The 21,551-nt window shown below is 69.8% G+C and carries 15 protein-coding genes and 1 pseudogene; 3 read left to right on the plus strand and 13 right to left on the minus strand.

The features are described from left to right. Window positions 1–111: 111 nt before the first annotated feature. The 3 genes from ABZT93_RS04145 to ABZT93_RS04155 all read right to left on the minus strand — a co-directional run bounded on the left by ABZT93_RS04145 (window position 112) and on the right by ABZT93_RS04155 (window position 6,281). Complete coding sequence (locus ABZT93_RS04145) at window positions 112–4,026, minus strand: Rne/Rng family ribonuclease (RefSeq protein ID WP_356098606.1); 3,915 nt, start codon at window positions 4,024–4,026, stop codon at window positions 112–114. A 263-nt stretch (window positions 4,027–4,289) separates the two neighbouring features. Beyond that, window positions 4,290–5,054: a TIGR03936 family radical SAM-associated protein gene (locus ABZT93_RS04150; RefSeq protein ID WP_356098609.1), complete on the minus strand. Its 765-nt coding sequence runs from the start codon at window positions 5,052–5,054 to the stop codon at window positions 4,290–4,292. A 48-nt stretch (window positions 5,055–5,102) separates the two neighbouring features. Next, on the minus strand, window positions 5,103–6,281 hold the full coding sequence (locus tag ABZT93_RS04155) for a hypothetical protein (protein WP_356098612.1): 1,179 nt from the start codon (window positions 6,279–6,281) through the stop codon (window positions 5,103–5,105). Between the two features lie 341 nt (window positions 6,282–6,622). Here ABZT93_RS04155 and ABZT93_RS04160 point away from each other — a divergent pair, with 341 nt between their 5' ends. From ABZT93_RS04160 to ABZT93_RS04170, 3 genes are all read left to right on the plus strand, one after another. Then, window positions 6,623–7,207: a TerD family protein gene (locus ABZT93_RS04160; RefSeq protein ID WP_356098615.1), complete on the plus strand. Its 585-nt coding sequence runs from the start codon at window positions 6,623–6,625 to the stop codon at window positions 7,205–7,207. A 201-nt stretch (window positions 7,208–7,408) separates the two neighbouring features. After that, complete coding sequence (locus tag ABZT93_RS04165; RefSeq protein ID WP_356098618.1) at window positions 7,409–8,107, plus strand: DUF899 family protein; 699 nt, start codon at window positions 7,409–7,411, stop codon at window positions 8,105–8,107. Between the two features lie 112 nt (window positions 8,108–8,219). After that, window positions 8,220–9,059 (plus strand): class II glutamine amidotransferase, encoded by an 840-nt coding sequence (locus ABZT93_RS04170; RefSeq protein WP_356098621.1) that lies wholly within the window; start codon window positions 8,220–8,222, stop codon window positions 9,057–9,059. A gap of 1,038 nt (window positions 9,060–10,097) precedes the next feature. Here the strand turns inward: ABZT93_RS04170 and ABZT93_RS04175 are convergent. From ABZT93_RS04175 to ABZT93_RS04220, 10 genes and pseudogenes are all read right to left on the minus strand, one after another. Next, a pseudogene (locus ABZT93_RS04175) lies at window positions 10,098–10,431 on the minus strand (transposase); the annotation flags it as partial. A 1-nt stretch (window position 10,432) separates the two neighbouring features. After that, a complete protein-coding gene (locus tag ABZT93_RS04180) occupies window positions 10,433–12,403 on the minus strand; it encodes a TIGR03960 family B12-binding radical SAM protein (protein ID WP_356098624.1) in 1,971 nt (656 codons plus the stop codon). 98 nt (window positions 12,404–12,501) lie between these two features. Beyond that, a complete protein-coding gene (locus ABZT93_RS04185; protein WP_356098627.1) occupies window positions 12,502–14,001 on the minus strand; it encodes a CYTH and CHAD domain-containing protein in 1,500 nt (499 codons plus the stop codon). Window positions 14,002–14,065: 64 nt separating this feature from the next. Further along, entirely contained in the window at window positions 14,066–15,265 is a 1,200-nt protein-coding gene (gene rodA / locus ABZT93_RS04190) for a rod shape-determining protein RodA (RefSeq protein WP_356098630.1), read from the minus strand. Beyond that, a complete protein-coding gene (gene mrdA, locus ABZT93_RS04195; protein WP_356098633.1) occupies window positions 15,262–17,511 on the minus strand; it encodes a penicillin-binding protein 2 in 2,250 nt (749 codons plus the stop codon). The genes rodA and mrdA overlap by 4 nt, the downstream gene beginning before the upstream one ends. Window positions 17,512–17,591: 80 nt before the next feature. Next, window positions 17,592–18,269 (minus strand): rod shape-determining protein MreD, encoded by a 678-nt coding sequence (gene mreD, locus ABZT93_RS04200; RefSeq protein WP_356098636.1) that lies wholly within the window; start codon window positions 18,267–18,269, stop codon window positions 17,592–17,594. Window positions 18,270–18,280: 11 nt separating this feature from the next. Next, complete coding sequence (mreC, locus tag ABZT93_RS04205) at window positions 18,281–19,228, minus strand: rod shape-determining protein MreC (RefSeq protein WP_356098639.1); 948 nt, start codon at window positions 19,226–19,228, stop codon at window positions 18,281–18,283. A 115-nt stretch (window positions 19,229–19,343) separates the two neighbouring features. Continuing rightward, window positions 19,344–20,363, minus strand: a complete 1,020-nt coding sequence (locus tag ABZT93_RS04210; RefSeq protein WP_004931372.1) for a rod shape-determining protein — start codon at window positions 20,361–20,363, stop codon at window positions 19,344–19,346. Between the two features lie 321 nt (window positions 20,364–20,684). Further along, on the minus strand, window positions 20,685–21,098 hold the full coding sequence (gene ndk / locus ABZT93_RS04215) for a nucleoside-diphosphate kinase (RefSeq protein WP_356098642.1): 414 nt from the start codon (window positions 21,096–21,098) through the stop codon (window positions 20,685–20,687). 64 nt (window positions 21,099–21,162) lie between these two features. Further along, window positions 21,163–21,546 carry a DUF4233 domain-containing protein gene (locus tag ABZT93_RS04220; protein ID WP_356098645.1) on the minus strand — a complete coding sequence of 128 codons (384 nt, stop codon included), beginning with the start codon at window positions 21,544–21,546 and terminating at the stop codon, window positions 21,163–21,165. Window positions 21,547–21,551: the final 5 nt, after the last annotated feature.

Raw genomic sequence — 21,551 nt, forward strand, 5'->3', positions numbered from 1 at the left:
ATTGACAACTTTCCGTCGAACGCCACACCCACAGAATCACGAAATCCGCCCCCGGCGAACCGGGAGCGGATTTCGATCTTCGTACGGCCGAATCTATTCGGTGACTGTCTGTCAGGCCTCGTCCGCCTGGGTCGAGACGGAGGGCGGCGACTGCTGCTCGGCCGCCACCGTCTTCTTCGACGCCGCCTTCTTCGCGGTCGTCTTCTTGGCGACGGTCTTCTTCGCGGCCGTCTTCTTGGCGACGGTGGCCTTCTTGGTCGCGGCCTTCTTCGCCGTGGCCTTCTTGGCCGTCTTGCGAGCCGTCTTCTTGGCCGGAGCCGCCTCCTCGGCGGGCTCCTCCGCGTCCACCGGAGCCTCGGCCAGAGCCTCAGCCGGCGCCTCGGCCGAAGGCACGACCACGACGGCCGCCTCCTCGGACGCGGTGGGCGCGGTGGCCTTGCGGACGGCACGGCGGCGCGGACGGGCCGGGGCGGCACTCTCGGCTGCCGCCTCGGGCTCGGCCGGGGCGGCCGGAGCCGGTTCGGCCTGCGGCTCGGCCACCGGCGCGGTCTCGGCGACCGTCACCACGGCGGCCTCCGCTCCCGCGGGCGACCCGGCGGGCGCGGACACCTTGCGGGTGGCGCGACGACGGGTACGGCCCTTCGGCGCCGCCTCGTCGGCGACGGGCGCGGCCTCCACGACCGGATCCTCCGCCGCGACCGGCTCGGCCTGCGCCTCGGCGGCCGACTCCGGCTGCACCGGACGCGACACCTCGGCCTCGGCCGGTACGGCCTGAGCGGTCGGGGCCTCGGCGTCCTCGGACACCGGGCTCTCCTGGTCGGCCGGCGCCTCGGCACCGCCCGACCTCCTGGACCCGGTACCCCGCGGGGCGCCGGCCGGAGCGGACGCCCGGCGGCCCGACCTGCGACGGCCACGCCCGCGGGTGGCCGCGGCCTCCGCCTCGGCGACGCTGCTGTACAGCTCCTCGTCCGGCTGGAACTCGGCGGGCGTGAGCGCGATCGGCTCGGCCACCTCGGCGGCGAGCTCCGCCTCGGTCTCGACCTCCTCGGGCTCCTCGGTCGCCTCCACGACGGCCGCGGCCTCGTGGGTGTGCTCGTGCCCGTCACCGCCGCGCCCGCGCTTCTTGCGCTTGCCGCCGCCACCGGCGGAGGTCGGCTGCTCCATGTGCACGATGACACCGCGGCCGTTGCAGTGGACGCAGGTCTCCGAGAAGGACTCCAGCAGGCCCTGTCCGACCCGCTTACGGGTCATCTGGACCAGGCCCAGCGAGGTGACCTCGGCGACCTGGTGCTTGGTCCGGTCCCGGCCCAGGCACTCCAGCAGACGCCTGAGCACCAGGTCCCGGTTGGACTCCAGGACCATGTCGATGAAGTCGATGACGATGATGCCGCCGAGGTCGCGCAGCCTGAGCTGGCGCACGATCTCCTCGGCCGCCTCCAGGTTGTTCCTGGTGACCGTCTCCTCCAGGTTGCCGCCCTGGCCGGTGAACTTGCCGGTGTTGACGTCGACGACGACCATCGCCTCGGTGCGGTCGATCACCAGCGAACCACCGCTCGGCAGCCAGACCTTGCGGTCCAGCGCCTTGGCGAGCTGCTCGTCGATCCGGTACGTGGCGAAGACGTCGACCTCGGAGGTCCACTTCTGGAGCCGGTCGGCCAGGTCGGGCGCGACGTGCGAGACGTAGCCGTGGATGGTCTCCCATCCCTCGTCACCGCTGACGACGACCTTGGTGAAGTCCTCGTTGAAGATGTCGCGGACGACCCGGACGGTCATGTCCGGCTCGCCGTAGAGCAGCGTCGGGGCGTTGCCGCTCTTCGCCTTCCGCTGGATGTCCTCCCACTGCGCCTGGAGCCGCTCGACGTCGCGGCGCAGTTCGTCCTCGCTCGCGCCCTCGGCGGCGGTGCGCACGATGACGCCCGCGTCCTCGGGGACGATCTTCTTGAGGATGGTCTTCAGACGCGCGCGCTCGGTGTCGGGCAGCTTGCGGCTGATGCCGGTCATGGAGCCCTCGGGGACGTACACGAGGTAGCGGCCCGGGAGGGAGACCTGGCTGGTCAGACGCGCGCCCTTGTGCCCGATCGGGTCCTTCGTCACCTGGACGAGCACGGGCTGGCCGGACTTGAGCGCGGACTCGATGCGACGCGGCCCGTTGGCCATGCCTAGCGCCTCGAAGTTGACCTCACCGGCGTACAGCACCGCGTTGCGGCCCTTGCCGATGTCGATGAAGGCGGCCTCCATCGACGGCAGTACGTTCTGGACCTTGCCCAGGTAGACGTTGCCGACGTACGAGGTGGCCTGCTCCTTGTTGACGTAGTGCTCGACGAGCACACCGTCCTCGAGGACGCCGATCTGAGTGCGCTCACCGCTCTGCCGGACGACCATCACGCGCTCGACGGCCTCGCGGCGGGCCAGGAACTCGGCCTCGGTGATGATCGGGACGCGGCGACGCCCCTGCTCCCGGCCTTCGCGGCGGCGCTGCTTCTTGGCCTCCAGACGGGTCGAGCCCTTGATGGACTGCACCTCGTCGGACGGCTCGGCACCCTTTTCCCGCGCGGGACGGGGCTCGCGCACCTTGACGACGGTCCGCTCGGGGTCGCCGTCACCGGGCTCGGTGTCCACGGAGGAGTCACCGGCCCGACGCCTGCGGCGACGGCGGCGACGGCTGCTGGAGCTGGAGCCGCCGGACTCGTCGGAACGGGCGTCCTCGTCGTCCTCGTCGTCCTCGGAGTCCTCGTCCTGGGCGGACTGCCCGGCCTGCTCGGCGAGTTCGTCGGCGTCCTCGGAGTCCTCGTCACCGGCGGCCTCGGGGGAATCGCCCCGGCGCCTGCGACGGCCACCGCGACGACGGCGCCTGCGCGACCCCGTCTCCTCGGCCTCGTCGTCCTCGACGGAGTCCTCGGCGGTCTCGTCCGCCTCCTCGTCCTCCACGACGGCCTCGGCGACGGTCTCCTGCGCCTCGGGCTCGTCGCCGGCACCCCGGCGCCGGCGGCGGCGCCGCGAACCGGTCTGCTCCTCGGCGATCTCCTCGACCGGCTCGACGGCCTCGGCCGGCTCGCTCTGCTCGGCCTCCGCGGCGGCTTCGGCGGCGGCCCGCTGGGGGGTCTGGAACTGCGGTTCGGTGAAGACGGGCGCCTGGAACACGGCGACCGCGGGACGCGCGGGCCGACGCGGCGACCCGTCCTCGTCCTCGTCACCACCGGCGCGCCGCGCGGGCTCGGAGAACCCGGCGGCAGCCTGACGGACGGACCGACGCCGACCACGGCGCGGTGCGGCCTCCTCGGCGGGCGCCTCAGCGGGCGCCTCGGCGGCGGGTTCCCGCACGGCGGGGGTGTCGGTGACCGGCTCGGACGGCGCGGCGTCGGCCGTCTCGCCCTCGGGGGCACCGGCAGGCGTGGTGACGCGACGCGTGGCACGGCGCCGGGTACGACGCGGGCTCGCGTCCTCGGCCTCGGCGGACTCGGCGGACTCGGCGGGCGCTTCCGCGGCCACCGGCTCGACGGACTCCGGGGACTCCGGGGACTCCACGGCGTCCCCGGCCTCCGGAGTCTCGGCGGGCGCGGCGGCACGCCGGGAAGCCCGGCGACGCGTACGCCCGGCGGGCGCAGGGGTCTCTGCGGCGGGCGCCTCATCAACGGCCTCGGCCACGGCAGGCGTCTCGGCGGTCACCGGCACCACGGTCTCGGCGGCCTCGGCCGCCGCGGGCGCACCCGCAGGGGCGGACGCCCGACGCGTCGCACGCCGACGCGGACGCCCGGCGGGCGCGGCGGCCTCGGCCGGCTCCGGCGCCTCGGCGCTCTCGGTGTTCGCGGTCTCGACGTTCTCGTCGAGCTTCTCCTCCTCGTCCGTGACGAGGTCCTCCGCCTCCGCGGCCGCAACGGCCGGAGCGACGACCTCCTCGCCGCCCGGGGCGCCGGCGACCGGCGGTCCCGCCGGCCTGGACGCGGCACGGCGCCGACGGCGCGGCGGCAGCGTGTCGCTGGGAGTGTTCTGTTCGGAACCCTCGATGGGTTCGGTCGGTTCGAGCATGCGGGCTTGTCTCCCGTCAGGCTCCCGGGCGCCGCGCCTGGTCCGGCGAGGATGCCGGTGACGTCCGCGGCTCGCGCGATGCGCGGTGCCGCCGTCCGGGGCGCGGGCGCCGCACGGGAGCTCTCTGTGTCCTGTCTCGCCGGTTCCGTACGCCCTTGTTGGGTACGGCCTGGCGAAAGTCTTGTGGTCAGTGCGCTGCCCGACCCAGGTGGCTCCCGAGTACGAGGGCTGCGCTACGACGCCCGTCCTTCGCGGGACCTTCCTTACGCCGGCGCCTTCGCGGCGGCAGTCGGTTCGGCCGTTGAGTGGGCCTCGACTGCCTCGCGGTCGGGCGCGAGCGGGTCGGTCACCGTGCCGGTCTCTTCATCGAGCAGCCCCTGCGCCAGCCTGGTCACCGCTGCGGGGACCGGCGGCGCCAGGTCGGCCACGGCGCGGAGACCGGACAGGACGTCGTCGGGTCGAACGGCAGGCGTCACGTGCCGAACAACCAGCCGCAGTATCGCACAGGGCTGGTCGGTCGGCCTATCAGCAGGTTCACTGTGCGTTTCAAGTTGTACGACCGCGGTGCGGGCGTCAAAGGTCCGCAGGCCGTTCTTGGTGGTGCGCTGGACCTCGACCGCCTCGGCGGAGTTGAACGCGGCGACCGCGCGCTCGGCCTCGGCCGGGTCCACGCCGTCCAGCCTGAGCTCCCACACGGAAGCGGTGAGCCGGTCGGCGAGTCCCGAGGTCCGGGCCTCGACCGCGTCGACGACGTCGAGCCCGGTGGGCAGCGACTCGTCGAGGAGGAGCCGGAGCTTCTCCGGGTCGCGCGCCTGCGTGAGCGCGATCTCCAGGTACTCCGCCTCACTGCCCGTGCCGGTGGGTGCGGCATTGGCGTACGACACCTTCGGATGCGGCGTGAACCCAGCCGAGTACGCCATGGGCACCTCGGCACGGCGCAGCGCCCGCTCGAAGGCGCGCTGGAAGTCACGGTGGCTGGTGAACCGGAGGCGGCCGCGCTTGGTGTAGCGCAGTCGGATGCGCTGCACCGCCGGTGCGGGCGGCGGGCCTTCGGGCTGTCGCTTGCCCAGTGTCGCTCAGTCCTTCGTGAGTGCGGTCGTACTGCTACCAAGAGTACGTGTGTCGGCGCCCGTCGGTTCCCGCCGGGCCACCGCCTCACGCTCACGGGTCCCCGCGGCATCGCCGAACAGCATGCGCCGGAAGTCGGCACGGGCCTGCCGTGCGGACTCCCGGGCCGACGCCAGCGTGGCCCGGGTGATCCGCCCCACACTGCGCGCGGCCTCGGCGACAGGACGCAGCACCATGTCCCGGATCACATCCCGGATCACATGCCCGACAGGGGTCAGGACCTCGCGGTACACCCAGCGCACCGGCTCGACGAAGATCCACCTGAGGAGGGTCGCCAGGAACCGTCCGACGGCGAGCGAGATGTGCCCGGCGATCCGCCAGGCGTGCCCGAGCGCGTCCCACACCTCCCGGCCGACGACGGCGAGGACCCTTCCCACGGGCGCGAGGATCCAGCGCCACAGGGCGACGGCGGGCAGGACGAGCAGGATCCGGGCGATCCAGTACAGGGCGACGCCGATGCCGGTGGCGACCGCGCCCGCCAGCCATGCGAGACCCCGGGCACACCAGACGATCGCGCGCCCGATCGGCGTGAAGATCCAGGCGAGCACGGCACCGACGCCCTTGAGGAGCCACACGATCCCGCGCCCGACCGGGGTGAACAGGCGCGCGTACACCCACGCCAGCCCGGCCACGATCCCCCGCGCGACCCACGCGACACCGTGCCCGACCAGGGTGACGATCCGGACGAGCACGGCGCCCAGACCCTTGAGGAGCCACACGATCCCGCGCCCGACCGGGGTGAGCACGCGCGCGTACACCCACACCAGCCCGGCCACGATCCCCCGCACGACCCACGCGACACCGTGCCCGACCGGTGTCAGCACATACCGGTACAGCGCCACCAGGGGAATGACCACGAGCATCTTGCCGAGCCATCCGACCGCCTTGGCGAGGGGCACGACCACGTATCGCCATAGGGCCGCGCAGGGCCAGACGACCAGCGCCCGCCACAGCGGCCGCAGCACGCGGTCGCGCAGGAAACGCCCCACGACGACGAACGCGTCCCACACGATCCGCACGGGCACGACCAGCACGAGCACGACGATGCGTACGGGAATGCGAATCGCGACCGTCAGACATCCCTCGGGCGGGGACGCCTGTGGCGCGGGCTGCTTCTCCAGGTCCATAACGACGTAGACGCCTCAGTTCCCCGTCCGGATCCAGTACCGAGGCTTTACGTCGCGCCGGTCCTCGAATTCTCCGCCCACTGGCCTCGATCACTTTACGAGACGTGGTGTCGGCGGCGTCACACGTGACCAGGGGCCGGCCGATGCCGGGTTGACGGCAGGGGGGCAGGTCGTGTGACCGCCGACCTGGAACCGGATCTCGGGCGGAGTCAACTGCGGCATCACCGCATGACGGCGGGACCGCGAGCCACCCGGCCATCGGTTCACCCGGAACCCGGGCCCCCGGCCGTCAGGACGGGTCCGCCCTGGGAGCTCGGCGTGAGTCCGTGCACTATGTCCCCATGATTACGCTTACGAAGGAAGACGGCCCCGCCGACCTGGACGGCGTGACCCACCTGGCCATAGGGGTCTCCTGGGACCCCACCGCGGGGGCCAGCGGCGGGGTGATCGGCAAGCTCCGCCGCAAGAGCGGCACGGATCTCGACCTGATCGCCATAGCCATGCACGACGGCGACCCGGTGCGCCTGGCGGGCCTCGACTCGCTCGACCCCATCGGCAACGGCTCCCTGCTCCACAGCGGCGACAACCAGACCGGCCACGGAGACGGCGACGACGAGACCGTCACCGTCGAGTTCTCGAAGATCCCGCCGCACATCACCTCGATCGTCTTCGTCGCCGCGGCCTACAAGAAGGGCAGCTCCTTCCAGAAGGCCCGCAACATCAGCTTCAAGGTCTACGACGCCAGCGGCGGCAGCTCCCAGCAGGTCGCCGACATCTGGCCGAGCATGCTCACCACGGACAACGGCTGCGCGGTCGCCAAGGCCGTCCGGGTCGGCAACACCTGGAAGCTCGAGGTCATCAACACCACCGGCAAGATCAAGCAGGGCGACGAACTGGCCCTGATGCGCTTCGCCGCGAGCAAGTAGCGGCCGCCGCCAGCGGGACGCCGGGGGGCGGGGCGCCCGGACGGGGAGGCCACGCCACAACGGCAACAGCCCTCCCCCGGCCATCCCGCCCTCCTCTCCCTCTCCCTCTCCCTCTCCCTCTCCCGACCGATGAGTTCCGTAGCCCGGCGGGGTCTGCCTCTGCACAAGAGAAAGCTGTGCACGCACTCTGTGAGGGAACCCATGACCGCACACGCACTGCCTCCCGTCGTCGACACCGCGACCTGGGAGCACCGGCTCGAAGAACTGCGAGCCCGGGAGAAGGCCGCCACACGGGAACTCGACGCCATCGCGGCCGAGCGCCGTCGACTGCCGATGGTCGAGATGCCCGACTACACACTGGAGGGCGAGGACGGCCCCGTACGACTGGCGGACGTCTTCGAGGGCAAGCGGCAACTGATCGTCTACAACCACATGTGGTTCGCCGGCCAGGAGTGGCAGTGCCCGGGGTGTACCGGCTTCACCTCGCAGTACACCCGCCTGGAGTTCCTGGACAGCTACGACGCACGGTTCGTCATCGTCACCCAGGGCCCGATCGGGGAAGCCCTCGCCTACAAGGAGCGGGTGGGCAACAGGATGCCGTGGTACTCGACCGCGAACAGCCCCTTCGGGACCGACGTCGGCGCCCCGCCCGACGGAGGATTCGCGGTCAACGTCTTCCTGCGCGACGGCGACACCGTCTACCGCACCTGGCACACGACCGGCCGCGGCACCGAGCAACTCGGCCACGCCTTCGGCCTGATCGACCTCCTCCCCTACGGCCGCCAGGAGGAATGGCAGGACTCCCCGGAGGGCTGGCCCCAATCCCCCACGTACAGCCGCTGGAGCACATCCAAGGACATCGCCGCGCTCTACGGCCCCAACCCGGGCGACGCGCACTGAGCCGACCGGGGGCGGGGGCGCTGCGGACTCCACGTCCTGCTCCCCCCGCCCGCGCGGTCCATACTGGTCGCAGGGGTGTCGCCGTCCTTCGCCGGCGGAAGGTGAGTCGCACATGTGCCGTTGGATCGCCTACTCAGGTACGCCCGTCCTTCTCAGCCACGTCCTGTTCGAGCCTCGCCACAACCTGATCGACCAGAGCCTGCACTCCCGCATGGGAGTGGAGACCACCAACGGCGACGGTTTCGGCGTCGGCTGGTACGCACAGGAGCTCACCACACCGGCGGTTCTACGAGACGTGGGCCCCGCCTGGAACAACCGGAACCTGCAGGAAGTCGCTCACCACGTCCGCTCGGGTCTGTTCTTCGCCCACATCAGGGCGACGACCGGAACAGCCGTCCAGCAGACCAACTGCCACCCCTTCCGAAGGGATCGCTGGCTGTGGATGCACAACGGCATGATCAACGAATTCCACCGGCTCAGGCGTGACCTGGCCCTGGCCGTCGACCCGGCCCTCTACCCCGAGATGGAGGGCTCCACCGACTCCGAGCTGATGTTCTACCTGGCCCTCACCTTCGGTCTCACCGAGGATCCGCCGGCCGCCGTGGCCCGCATGGCCGGCCTGGTCGAGGAGACGGGACGCAGACACGGCGTCCCCCACCCCCTCCAGATGACCGTCGCCCTTTCCGACGGTGACCGGCTATGGGCTTTCCGCTACTCCAGTGAGGGCTCGTCGCGGTCGCTCTACTACAGCACCAGGGTGGAGTCCCTGCGCGCGCTCCACCCGGACACGGAGTTCCTGCGCGAGGTCGGGGAAGAAACCCGCCTCGTCGTCTCCGAGCCCCTGGGCGACCTTCCCGGCGCCTGGAACGAAGTACCCGAGAGCAGCTACGGCATCGTCCAGCCGGGCCAGGACATGCTCCACCCGTTCCAGCCGCGTCTCGACCAGCAGTAGCCCGGCCTGGTCGTTCACCCCATGGGAACTCTGCGAACCGAGAGCAGCATCAGGCCACTCTCGGCGTCTCCCGCCGCCTGCTCTCCGCCCCCGACTCGACGAAGAGCGATACGAGAAGCGCAACACGGTCGAGCGGGCCATCAACCGGTCGAAAACATCAGAGCAGTGGCCACCTCCTACGATAAATGCGGCTAAATCCACCTCGGCACCGCAAACGTCATAGCCCTCACCATCCGGCTCCGAACGTGATCAGCCGGGCAGCGCGGAGCGAGCGACTTGATTGGCATGTCTAAGGCGAGTATGAGATTCGGCCGGCGTCAACGACCCTGCTGTCCGTTTCGCCGTCAGCCTGAACGAACAACTTCCGTACACCTTGAGCTTCTTGACGGCCCATCATGGACGCCGAGCCGTCACCCAGAAGGTCACCTTCACGCCAATCGATAGCATGTGCGAAGAATCCCCTTGACCTGCACCGGGACCTCCTGGGGCATCGAGCCGTGGGACGGGAATTCGAGGCCAGGCCGTCCGGGCCATCCACCCGTGACGTCACCCATCTCGCGAAATAGAAGGCCCTCACTGCGGCTGCCGTCGCCATATCGGCCGTCGCTCTGGGCACGGCCCCCGCGTCCGCCGAGAGCAGCAACGCCCACGGCTATGCGAAGTACGAGGACTGCGGGGTCCTCAGTTGCATCACCGTCGAGACAGCTGAGGGTTGGTTCCAGCACGACGGGGACAAGTGGCGGGTATGCGACCGCTACGCGGACGGCCACCGCGCCGGAGCATCTGGCATCTGGTACAGCGGTGGCGCTTGGCACGACTACCCGGCCTGGGCAACCGGCGGCGAGGGAAGCTGCTCCGACTGGGTGACGAAGAACATTCCGGAGGCCACGAAGGTCCACCTGAAGGTATGGGACCAGGACGGTGCCAACGGCTCCCGGCAGCACCTCAAGGAGTACATAGGCTACGCGTGACCTGATCAGACTGCGGGCTCCCCACCGTTTGTGCGGGGAGCCCGCTGTTCGAAGTATCGGGCCGTCTGTGGGCGGCGCTCGGGAACGAGCTGCCGTCGCCGACGGTGGCCAGGAGGACTGCGGCGGTCCTGACGCCGGTGCCGGGCATCGAGGTCAGGACCTGGGAGAGAGGGGGCCTCCAGCAGGGCTTCGATCCGGGCTTGCAGGGCCTGGCGTTGTTCGTGGACGGCGGCCGGCGATCTGGCCGGCGACGGCACGATCACGTTCAGGATGCCGGTGCCGGGAACGACCACGGTCTGTTCGTCGAGGGCGTCTCCGCACCGAGTGCCCTCGGGACAGCAGCGATCCTCCTCGTCGCCGTCCCTGAGGGCATCCACAATGCGCCGCAACGCCTCACTCAGGTCAGTGAGAGTGACCAGTCGAGGCAGGCGTCGGACCAGCGTTCTTGACCGTAAGAGGCAACAGCTTCTTGCCGGTCGGGCCGATTTGGATGCTGGTGTCCATCTGGGGGCACACCCCGCAATCGAAGCAAGGCGTCCACCGGCAGTCCTCGACCTCCGTCTCGTCGAGGGCGTCCTGCCAGTCCTCCCAGAGCCAGTCCTTGTCGAGGCCCGAGTCCAGGTGGTCCCAGGGGAGGACCTCCTCGTAGGTCTTCTCTCGGGTCGTGTACCAGTCGACGTCCACGCCGAACGCGGGGAGCGTCTTGTCGGCGCAGGCCATCCAGCGGTCGTAGGAGAAGTGCTCGCGCCAGCCGTCGAAGCGGCCGCCGTCCTCGTAGACGGCGCGGATGACGGCGCCGATGCGGCGGTCGCCCCGCGACAGGAGGCCCTCCACGATGCCCGGCTTGCCGTCGTGGTAGCGGAAGCCGATCGAGCGGCCGTACTTCTTGTCGCCGCGGATCTTGTCGCGGAGCTTCTGCAGGCGGGCGTCCGTCTCCTCGGCGGAGAGCTGCGGGGCCCACTGGAAGGGCGTGTGGGGCTTGGGGACGAAGCCGCCGATGGACACCGTGCAGCGGATGTCGTTCTGGCCGGAGACCTTGCGGCCCTCGGCGATCACCTTCGTGGCCATGTCGGCGATCTGGAGGACGTCCTCGTCCGTCTCCGTGGGCAGGCCGCACATGAAGTACAGCTTCACCTGGCGCCAGCCATTGCCGTACGCCGTGGAGACGGTCCTGATCAGGTCCTCTTCCGAGACCATCTTGTTGATGACCTTGCGCATGCGCTCGGAGCCGCCCTCGGGGGCGAAGGTCAGGCCGGACCTGCGGCCGTTCCTCGTGAGCTCGTTCGCCAGGTCGACGTTGAAGGCGTCCACGCGGGTGGAGGGGAGGGACAGGCCGATCTTGTCCTCCTCGTACCGGTCCGCCAGGCCCTTCGCGATGTCGCCGATCTCCGAGTGGTCGGCCGAGGACAGCGAGAGAAGACCCACCTCCTCGAAGCCCGTCGCCTTCAGACCCTTCTCCACCATGTCGCCGATGCCCGTGATGGAGCGCTCACGGACCGGGCGGGTGATCATGCCCGCCTGGCAGAAGCGGCAGCCGCGGGTGCAGCCACGGAAGATCTCCACCGACATGCGCTCGTGGACGGTCTCGGCGAGGGGGACCAGGGGCTGCTTCGGGTACGGCCACTCGTCCAGGTCCATGACCGTGTGCTTGGACACGCGCCACGGGACGCCCGACTTGTTGGGGACCACGCGGGCGACACGGCCGTCGGGAAGATACTCGACGTCGTAGAACGCCGGGATGTACACCGAGCCCGTCTTCGCGAGGCGGAAGAGGACCTCCTCGCGACCGCCCGGCCGGCCCTCCGCCTTCCACTCGCGGATGATCTTCGTCATGTCGAGGACGGCCTGCTCGCCGTCGCCGATGATCGCCGCGTCGATGAAGTCCGCGATCGGCTCGGGGTTGAAGGCCGCGTGACCACCGGCCAGCACGATCGGGTCGTCCAAGCCACGGTCGCGCGACTCCAGCGGGATGCCCGCCAGGTCCAGCGCCGTGAGCATGTTGGTGTAGCCCAGCTCCGTGGAGAAGGACAGGCCGAACACGTCGAACGCGCCCACCGGCCGGTGGCTGTCGACCGTGAACTGCGGGACCCGGTGTTCCCGCATCAGCGCCTCCAGGTCCGGCCACACGCTGTAGGTGCGCTCGGCGAGGACGCCCTCCTGCTCGTTCAGGACCTCGTAGAGGATCATGACGCCCTGGTTGGGCAGACCCACCTCGTACGCGTCCGGGTACATCAGTGCCCAGCGGACGTCGCAGGACTCCCACGGCTTGACGGTGGAGTTGAGCTCACCGCCGACGTACTGGATCGGCTTCTGCACATGCGGGAGCAGAGCTTCGAGCTGCGGGAACACCGACGCGGCGGTTTCGGCTGACATCTCGCACTTCCATGGACGGACAGGGGTGACCATCTAGCCTAACGCGGCCGAGACCACCACCCGTACGCCCGGAGCGCTCCCCGAAGGTCACAGGAGGGTCAGAGGGCGTCCGCCTCCTCCTTGATCCCGTCCCAGCGTCCGGGCAGCTCGGCCTCCACCGCCGCCGCCCGCTGCTCCTCACGCCCGTACAGCAGCCCGTAGGTGAAGGCGCTCTCCCCGGCCGCGTGGGCGACCGCGGACAGCTCGCGCAGGGTCTGCCGGGCCATCACGCTGTCCTGGTGCTCCCCCAGCAGGTTCTGGAGCGCCTTCATGGACTTGACGACGGTCTTGGCGGGGTCGCCGAGGGCCGGGCGGGCCGCCTCGGCGGCGTAGCGGGTGCGCTTGGTCTTCTTGCGGGCCTCGTGGATCGCGACGTCGCGTTCGGTGCCTGGCTCCAGTTCCAGCGCCCGCGCGACGTGCCCGGAGACCTTGCGGAAGTCCTTGCGCACGGCCTTGGCGATCACCTTGTGGGGTTTCTTCGCGGCCGCCTTCAGCCGTGGCGGGTCCGCGATCAGCGCGTCCAGGGTGTCGAGCAGGGCGAGATGGCGCCGGGAGTCCAGCACCCCGATCAGCCGCGCGCTCGCCCCGCCCGGCCTGTCCCCCGACCAGGTGCTCAGGCGGGCGGCCACGGGCCCCGAGATCAGTGTCAGGGGCACCTCGTCGAGGGCGGCCGACAGGCGCTCGCTGAGCACCTCGCGGTCCCGGTCCACGCCCAGCTCACCGGCCAGCCACTTCAGCTCGTCGCCGATCGGGTCGGTGACGGCCCGGTCGAGGACCTTGCCGTACGACTTGAGGGTGCTGCGCAGTCGGCGGGTGGCGACGCGCATGCTGTGCACGGAGTCCTCGACATCCTGGCGGACGGCCGGGTCGAGCTCGACGATCGCGTCGCGCTGGGCGCGGACGTAGGCGAGGACGTGGTCGCCCGCGGTCACCGGGTCGCCGATGACGGGGCTCTGCTTCTCGGGTGCGGTCTCGGCGAGGGCCCGGGCCAGCTTCGAGGCGGACCCGGACGGCCGTACGCCCGCCTTGCGCAGGCGTTTCTCCACCTTGTCGAGGAAGGCCGGGTCGCCGCCGTCGGCGAGTTCCACCTCGATCTCGGTCCACTGGGCGTCGCCGACGCCGCCGCTGAGCCGCTCGGCGTGCACGGCGTCCACGCTGACCTCGGCGAGCAGCTCGCCCTCAGCGTCGAGGAGGTGACGCACGTCGCGGTCCGAGCGCAGCCGGACGACGGGCAGCACCGCGACTCCCCGGACGCGGGAGCGGACCAGGGCGGCGAGTTCGTCGGGGAGGGCGTCGGAGAGCGGGGCCCGGATCTCGTCGCGCACGCCCTCGGAGACGGGGAACTTCAGGTGCCAGCCCGCGTCCGATCCGCCCGTACGGCGGCGCAGGGTGATCGAGGACGCCATGAGGCGTTCGTCGGCCGTGTCGTAATAGGTGGCGTCCAGCTGCGTGACGCCCTTGTCGACGACGGTCTCGACCCCGGCGACTCCGGTCAGGTCTGGCAGGCCGCTGTCGTGGGACTCATACTTGCGTTCGATCTCCCGCTTTGTGTCCGCCATGATTCAAATCTAGTCGCCGGGCCCCGGTTCCGGCAGAGGACCGACACCACCGGGGCCACCCCGGCTACGCCGACATCGGCCGCTGCACCCTGATCGACTGCAGCAGCCCCACCGCCACCCACACCGCGAACATCGACGATCCGCCGTACGACACGAACGGCAGCGGCAGGCCGGTGACCGGCATGATCCCGAGGGTCATGCCGATGTTCTCGAAGGCCTGGAAGGCGAACCAGGCGACGATCCCGGCGGCCACGATCGTGCCGTACAGCTCGGTCGTCTCGCGGGCGATCCGGCAGGCCCGCCACAGGACGACCCCGAGCAGGAGGATTATCAAGCCCGCGCCGACGAAGCCCAGTTCCTCGCCGGCGACGGTGAAGACGAAGTCGGTCTGCTGTTCGGGGACGAACTGGCCGGTGGTCTGGGAGCCGTGGAAGAGGCCCGCGCCCGTGAGGCCGCCCGAACCGATGGCGATCCGGGCCTGGTTGGTGTTGTAGCCGACGCCCGCGGGGTCGAGGCTGGGGTTGGCGAAGGCGGCGAAGCGGGCGATCTGGTACTCGTCGAGCACCCCGAGCTGCCAGACGGCGAGCGCGCCGAGCGTCCCCGCGCCGAGGAGCCCGAAGACCCAGCGGTTGGAGGCACCGGAGGCGAGCAGCACCCCGAGCACGATGATGACCATGACCATGACCGACCCGAGGTCGGGCATGAGCATCACGATCAGCATCGGGACGGCGGCCAGGCCCAGGGCCTGGAGCACCGTGCGGTGGTCGGGGTAGGGCTTGTCGCCGGCGTCGACCCGGGCCGCGAGCAGCATCGCCATGCCGAGGATGATCGTGATCTTCACGAACTCCGAGGGCTGGAGGGAGAATCCGCCGCCGAGCACGATCCAGGAGTGGGCGCCGTTGACCGTGGAGCCCAGTGGAGTGAGGACCAGCAGGAGCAGGAAGAGCGAGGCGCCGTACAGCAGGGGCACGGCGGTGCGCAGGGTGCGGTGGCCGACCCACACCGTGCCGATCATCAGGGCGAACCCGATGCCGGTGTTCATGAGGTGGCGGATCAGGAAGTAGTACGGGTCTCCCTGGTTGATCTCGGTGCGGTTGCGGGTCGCCGAGAAGACCAGGATCGAGCCGATCATGGACAGGGCGAGGGCCGAGAACAGTATCGGCCAGTCCAGTCGGCGGGCGAGCGAGTCGCGGGCCAGCAGCCGGGTCCAGCCCGCGCGCGCGGGGCCGTATCCGGAGACCTGGAAACTGTTCGCCCCGGTCATGTGAGCATCCTCCGGCTCCCCCTCTTGCGGCGCCGCCTTCGGGTGTCGCGGTTCCCGCCGGTCGACGTGTTCACGGTCGCGGCCTGCTGTGTCCCGTTCGGCTCGGGCGCGTCCTCCTGGCTCGCCCGCTGGTCCTTGGCCGGGTCCTTGGCGATCTTCGGGGACTTGATGGTCCCGTCCGTCTGGATCTTCGGCAGGTTCTTCTCGGGGGTGGGCAGCAGGGCGTTCTTCTTGGTGATGGTGCCGTCGGCGGAGACGCCGTACAGGGCGTTGTAGATGTGGCGCACGGCCTCACCGGAGGCGCCGGAGCCCGTACCGGCCTGGGCGATCGTCATGATGACCGTGTAGTCCTTGGAGTACGTGGCCAGCCATGACGTGGTCTGCTTGCCGTAGACCTCGGCGGTACCCGTCTTGGCGTGCAGCGGGATCTTGTCCTGTGGCCAACCCCCGAACTTCCAGGCGGCCGTACCACGGGTGACGACTCCTTCAAGGGCGGTGTCCATACCCTTGAGGGCGGCCTGGCCGATCGGCAGCCTGCCGACGGCCTTGGGCTTGATCTCCTGAACGGTCTTGCCGTCGGCACTGATGATCGCCTTGCCGATGGTCGGCTCGTACATGGTGCCGCCGTTGGCGAGCGCCCCGTAGATCTTGGCCTCCTGGATCGGGGTGACGAGGGTGTCGCCCTGGCCGATGGAGTAGTTGATCGAGTCGCCCTCGCGCATCTTGTTGCCTTCGAGGCAGTTCTCGTACGCGATCTTCTCGACGTAGGTGCCGTCCTTCTTGCCGGTCTTGCACCAGGAGTCCTTGTTGGCCTTCCAGTAGCTCTCCTTCCACTGGCGGTCCGGGACTCGGCCGGTGACCTCGTTGGGCAGGTCGATGCCGGTGGGCTTGCCGAGGCCGAACTGGTGGGCGGCCTTGTAGAAGTAGTCCTTGGGCTCACCCTTCTTGGGGTTGATGCCGCCGTCCTTCTTCCACTCCCGGTCGGCGAGGCCGTAGAAGACGGTGTCGCAGGAGACCTCGAGGGCGCGGCCCAGCGAGATGGGGCCGAAGTTCTCGCCCTCGAAGTTCTTGAAGACCTGGCCGCCCACCGAGTACGAACTGGTGCACGGGTAGCCGCCGTCCCACTCGTAGCCGGCCTCGACCGCGGCGGCCGTGGAGACGACCTTGAATGTCGAACCGGGCGCGGACTGACCCTGTATGGCCCTGTTGAGCAGCGGGTAGTCGGAGTTCTTGCCGGTGAGCTTCTTGTAGTCCTTGGCGGAGATGCCGCCGACCCAGACATTCGGGTCGTACGTCGGTGCGGACGCCATGGCGACGATCCGGCCGGTCTTGGCCTCCATCACGACGACGGCACCCGAGTCGGCCTTGTAGTTCTCGCCGGTGATCTTGTCGAACTGGGTGCGGGCGATCTTCATCGCGTCGTTCAGTTCGTACTCGGCGACGCGTTGGACGCGGGCGTCGATGCTGGTGACGAGGTTGGCGCCGGGCTGGGCCGCGTCGGCCTCGGCCTGGCCGATGACGCGGCCGAGGTTGTCGACCTCGTAGCGGGTGACGCCGGCCTTGCCGCGCAGTGCCTTGTCGTACTGGCGCTCGAGACCCGAGCGGCCGACCTGGTCGGAGCGCAGGTAGGGCGAGTCGGTGTCCTGGGCCTTGGTGATCTCTTCGTCGGTGACCGGGGAGAGGTAGCCGAGGACCTGGGCGGTGTTGGACTTGCCGGGGGCGGCGTAGCGGCGCACGGCCTCGGGCTCGGCGGTGATGCCGGGGAAGTCCTCGGCGCGCTCGCGGATCTGCAGGGCCTGCTTGGGGGTGGCCTCGTCGGTGATGGGGATCGGCTGGTAGGGCGAGCCGTTCCAGCAGGGCTGGGGGGTCTTCGCGTCGCAGAGCCGGACCTTGAGCATGACGTCCTTGGTGGACATCCCGAGGACCTTGGCCAGCTTGGCGAGGACGGCCTTGCCGTCGTCCCTCATCTTCAGCAGGTCGGTGCGGGAGGCGGAGACCACCAGACGGGTCTCGTTGTCCGCCAGCGGCACTCCGCGGGCGTCCAGGATAGAACCGCGCACGGCGGGTTCGACGACCTGCTGGACGTGGTTCCCGGAGGCTTCCTTCGCGTACGCGTCGCCCTCGCGGATCTGGAGGTACCAGAGGCGGCCGCCGAGGGTGCCGAGGAGGGACAGCACGAGGATCTGGATGACGACGAGTCGGATCTGGACCCGTGGAGTCCGTCCGGTCTCGGGGATATTGGTCACTGCGGCTGCCGCCCCCTCTCAGTGTGTGTACGTGTCATATCCGGCGAACCTGTGAACCCGGTCCGCCGACTCCCGTGGGATCACAGCCGCTTGACCCCCTTGATGCGGCCCACCCGCGCGGTACGGGTCCGCGCCTTGGTCTTCAGGCCGCCGAGGCCGCTCCGCTGGCCGCCGATCTTCAGACCCGTGCCCGAGGAGAGCCAGCCCGAGGAGATGTCCGCCGACTTGGCCGCGGAACCGGCCTCGGCGAGCGGGTCGTTGTCGGCTCGGCGGGCGAGCGCCATGATGCCGGGGACGACGAAGGGGGCGAGCAGCAGGTCGTACAGGGCGGCCGTGAACAGCAGGCTGCCGAGGCCGACATGGCGGGCGGCGGTGTCGCCGACGAGGGCGCCCACACCGGCGTACAGCAGGGTGGTGCCGACGGCGGCGGCGACCACGACGACCATGGGGCCGGTGGCGGACTTGAGTCTGCCGTTCTCCGGTTTGGCGAGGCCGGCGAGGTAGCCGATGACGCACAGCACCAGGGCGTAGCGCCCGGCGGCGTGGTCGGCGGGCGGGGCGAGGTCGGCGAGGAGACCGGCGGCGAAGCCGACGAGGGCGCCGCCGACATGGCCGTAGACCAGGGCGAGGCCGAGGACGGTGAGGAGCAGCAGGTCGGGGACGGCGCCCGGGAGGTGGAGGCGGGCGAGGACGCTCACCTGGACGACCAGGGCGACCACGATCAGGGCGGCGGACAGCAGGATCCGGTTGACGCGCATGACTACAGCTCCTACTGCTCTTGCTGGATCTGGCCGCCGACCGGCGCGTTGGCGGACGGGGTGACGGTAACCGTCACGGTCGGCGTGGGCGTCGGCTTCGGTTTTGCGGGCAGCACCGTGTCGCGCGGGTCCTTCTTCGGGGCCCGGACGACGACGCCGACGATGTCGAGCTTGCTGAAGCTGACGTACGGCGTGACGTAGACGGTGCGGGTGAGGTCACCGCCGGAGGGGTCGACGCGGGAGACCACGCCGACCGGGACGCCGGGCACGAACGGCTTGTCGGCCTGGGAGCCGAAGGTGACCAGGCGGTCGCCCTTCTTGATCTCGGCCTTGCCGTTGAGGAGTTCGACGCGCAGCGGGCGGTCGCCCTGGCCGGAGGCGAAGCCGAGCTCGTCGCTGGCCTCCATGCGGGTGCCGACGGTGAAGTCGGGGTCGTTGGCCAGGAGCACGGTGGCGGTGTTCGGGCCGACGGTGGTGACGCGGCCGACCAGTCCGTCGCCGTTGAGGACGGTCATGTCGCGCCGGATGCCGTCGTTGGCGCCGACGTCCACGGTGATGGTCCAGGAGAAGCCCTGGGCCGCTCCTATGGCGATGACCTCGGCGCCCTTGATGCCGTACTGGCCCTCACCGGCGATCTTCAGCATCTTGTCGAGCTGCTTGAGCCGGCTGGAGTTGCGGTCGTCGCTGCCGAGTCTCGCCTTGAGGGCGGAGTTCTCCTTCTCCAGCTCGGCGAGCCGGTCGTGCCGCTCGCCGGAGTCGCGGATGGCGGAGACGGCGTTTCCGACCGGGTCGACCGCGGCGGACACGCCGTTCTCGATCGGGCCGAACACGGCGGCCGCGCCTTGGCGGGCACCGTCGACCGGCGAGTCCTCCCCGCCACGGATGTCCACCGTGATCAGCGCGAACGCGACGGCGATCAGCAGCACCAGGAGCAGCCGGCTCTCTCGTGTGTCCCTCACGTGCGGCGGCCGTGCCCTTCTTATTGGAGTTCCGTTTGTGGGAGCTTATGCCTCGATATCAACGATCCGCCGTACGAGAGGAGATCATCTCGTACGGCGGAATCGAAGAGTTACGTCATCTGCGCGGCTGGGCGTCCAGCACCTGCTGGAGCGCCTCGAATTCCTCGACGCACTTCCCGGAGCCGAGCGCCACGCTGTCCAGCGGGTCCTCGGCGATGTGGATCGGCATGCCGGTCTCCCGGCGCAGCCGCTCGTCGAGCCCGCGCAGCAGGGCGCCGCCGCCGGTGAGGACGATGCCGCGGTCCATGATGTCGCCGGAGAGCTCCGGCGGGCACTTGTCGAGGGTCGTCTTGACGGCGTCCACGATGGCGTTGACGGGTTCCTCGATCGCCTTGCGGACCTCGGCGGCCGAGATGACGACGGTCTTGGGCAGCCCGGAGACGAGGTCCCGGCCGCGGATTTCGGTGTGTTCGTCAGCGTCGAGGTCGTACGCCGAACCGATCGTGATCTTGATCTGTTCGGCCGTCCGCTCACCCAGCAGGAGGGAGTACTCCTTCTTGATGTGCTGAATGATCGCGTTGTCCAGCTCGTCGCCCGCGACGCGGATGGACTGGGCGGTGACGATGCCGCCGAGGGAGATGACCGCGACCTCCGTGGTGCCGCCGCCGATGTCCACCACCATGTTGCCCGTGGCCTCATGGACCGGCAGGCCGGAGCCGATGGCGGCCGCCATGGGCTCCTCGATGATGTGTACCTGGCGGGCGCCGGCCTGGGACGACGCCTCGATGACGGCACGGCGCTCGACGCCGGTGATGCCCGAGGGGACACACACGACGACGCGCGGCCTCGCGAGATACCGCCGCTTGTGGATCTTCAGGATGAAGTAGCGCAGCATCCGCTCGGTGATCTCGAAGTCGGCGATCACGCCGTCCTTCAGCGGGCGCACGGCAACGATGTTGCCGGGGGTCCGCCCGATCATCTTCTTGGCCTCGGCACCGACTGCCAGAATTCCACCGGTGTTCGTGTTGATCGCGACGACGGACGGCTCGTTGAGTACGATCCCGCGACCCCTGACGTACACCAGCGTGTTGGCGGTCCCGAGGTCGACAGCCATGTCACGGCCGATGAACGACATTGAGTTCCCCATCAGGATTCGTCTGGCCTTCCTGGGAGCTTTTGAGGGCATTTCAGGTCGGCGAAGTGGGTGCTGTGACGTGAAGGCTTCCATCGTAGACGCGCCTGCACGAACACTGCGCGAGGGTCTTCGCCATTGTCAGCAGATCAAACGCCGCCTCGCTTGTGGAGACGGTCCATAGGGAGCACTCGTTCCCCCGATCGGCACGCATATGCCAAGGGACGGCCGAAAATGTACGGCCGCCCCAGGTCAGAGGGGAGAACGAGCTGACGCTCCCTCAGAAATTGCCACCAAACCTACGCACGGGACCTATGCGCGAACCTATGCGCGGCCGGGGAAGAAGATCTTCACCTCGCGCTCGGCGGACTCCTCCGAGTCGGACGCGTGGATGAGGTTCTCGCGGACGATGACGCCGAAGTCCCCCCGGATGGACCCGGGCGCGGCGGCGACCGGGTCGGTCGGGCCCGCCAACTGGCGTACGCCCTCGATGACCCGCTCGCCCTCGACGATCAGCACGACGGCCGGACCGGACGCCATGAACTCCATCAGCGGCTCGTAGAAGGGCTTGCCCTTGTGCTCGCCGTAGTGCTGCTCCAGCGTGTCCTCGTCCAGGGTGCGCAGCTCCAGCGCGGTGATCTGCCAGCCGGCCTTGCGCTCGATACGGCTGATGATCTCGCCGGTCAGGCCGCGACGGACGGCGTCGGGCTTGAGGAGGACGAGGGTGCGCTGACTCACTAGGGGCTCCTAACCTGCTGACATGTGCGGTGGGACGAGGTTACAGGGCGTGTCGGCGCGCTCGTCACACAGCGTCAGGTGTAGGGGAGTCCGCCCGGCCTGCGTCGGCGGACTGGGCGGACTGGGCGGCGAATCTGGCCTTCGCCTCGTCGATCTTCCGGCCGTAGTGCACGGAGGCCCACCACAGGGCCGCGAAGATCGCGCCCATGAAGAACATCGTCGGCACCACGAAGCCGGAGGCGATCAGGGCGATCTGGAACGCCCAGCCGAGGGCGACACCGCCGGGCCGGGTCACCATCCCGCACAGGGCGAGACACAGGAACATGGCGATGCCGCTGACCGTCCACACCGTGGACGTGGCCAGGTCTGGATCCTTCATCGCGACCAGCGCGGCGAAGCCGACGACGAAGAACTCGCCGATCAGGGTCGATGCACAGAGCGTACGCATGGCTT

The organism is Streptomyces sp. NPDC005303, assembly GCF_040607335.1.
In the GTDB taxonomy this organism is placed as follows: Bacteria; Actinomycetota; Actinomycetes; order Streptomycetales; family Streptomycetaceae; genus Streptomyces.

Coding starts and splice junctions, on each gene's coding strand:
- ABZT93_RS04145 (WP_356098606.1), bottom strand. CDS start 4,026: ATGCTCGAACCGACCGAACCCATCGAGGGTTCCGAACAGAACACTCCC.
- ABZT93_RS04155 (WP_356098612.1), bottom strand. CDS start 6,281: ATGGACCTGGAGAAGCAGCCCGCGCCACAGGCGTCCCCGCCCGAGGGA.
- ABZT93_RS04160 (WP_356098615.1), top strand. CDS start 6,623: ATGATTACGCTTACGAAGGAAGACGGCCCCGCCGACCTGGACGGCGTG.
- ABZT93_RS04165 (WP_356098618.1), top strand. CDS start 7,409: ATGACCGCACACGCACTGCCTCCCGTCGTCGACACCGCGACCTGGGAG.
- ABZT93_RS04170 (WP_356098621.1), top strand. CDS start 8,220: ATGTGCCGTTGGATCGCCTACTCAGGTACGCCCGTCCTTCTCAGCCAC.
- ABZT93_RS04180 (WP_356098624.1), bottom strand. CDS start 12,403: ATGTCAGCCGAAACCGCCGCGTCGGTGTTCCCGCAGCTCGAAGCTCTG.
- ABZT93_RS04185 (WP_356098627.1), bottom strand. CDS start 14,001: ATGGCGGACACAAAGCGGGAGATCGAACGCAAGTATGAGTCCCACGAC.
- rodA (WP_356098630.1), bottom strand. CDS start 15,265: ATGACCGGGGCGAACAGTTTCCAGGTCTCCGGATACGGCCCCGCGCGC.
- mreD (WP_356098636.1), bottom strand. CDS start 18,269: ATGCGCGTCAACCGGATCCTGCTGTCCGCCGCCCTGATCGTGGTCGCC.
- ABZT93_RS04210 (WP_004931372.1), bottom strand. CDS start 20,363: ATGTCGTTCATCGGCCGTGACATGGCTGTCGACCTCGGGACCGCCAAC.
- ABZT93_RS04220 (WP_356098645.1), bottom strand. CDS start 21,546: ATGCGTACGCTCTGTGCATCGACCCTGATCGGCGAGTTCTTCGTCGTC.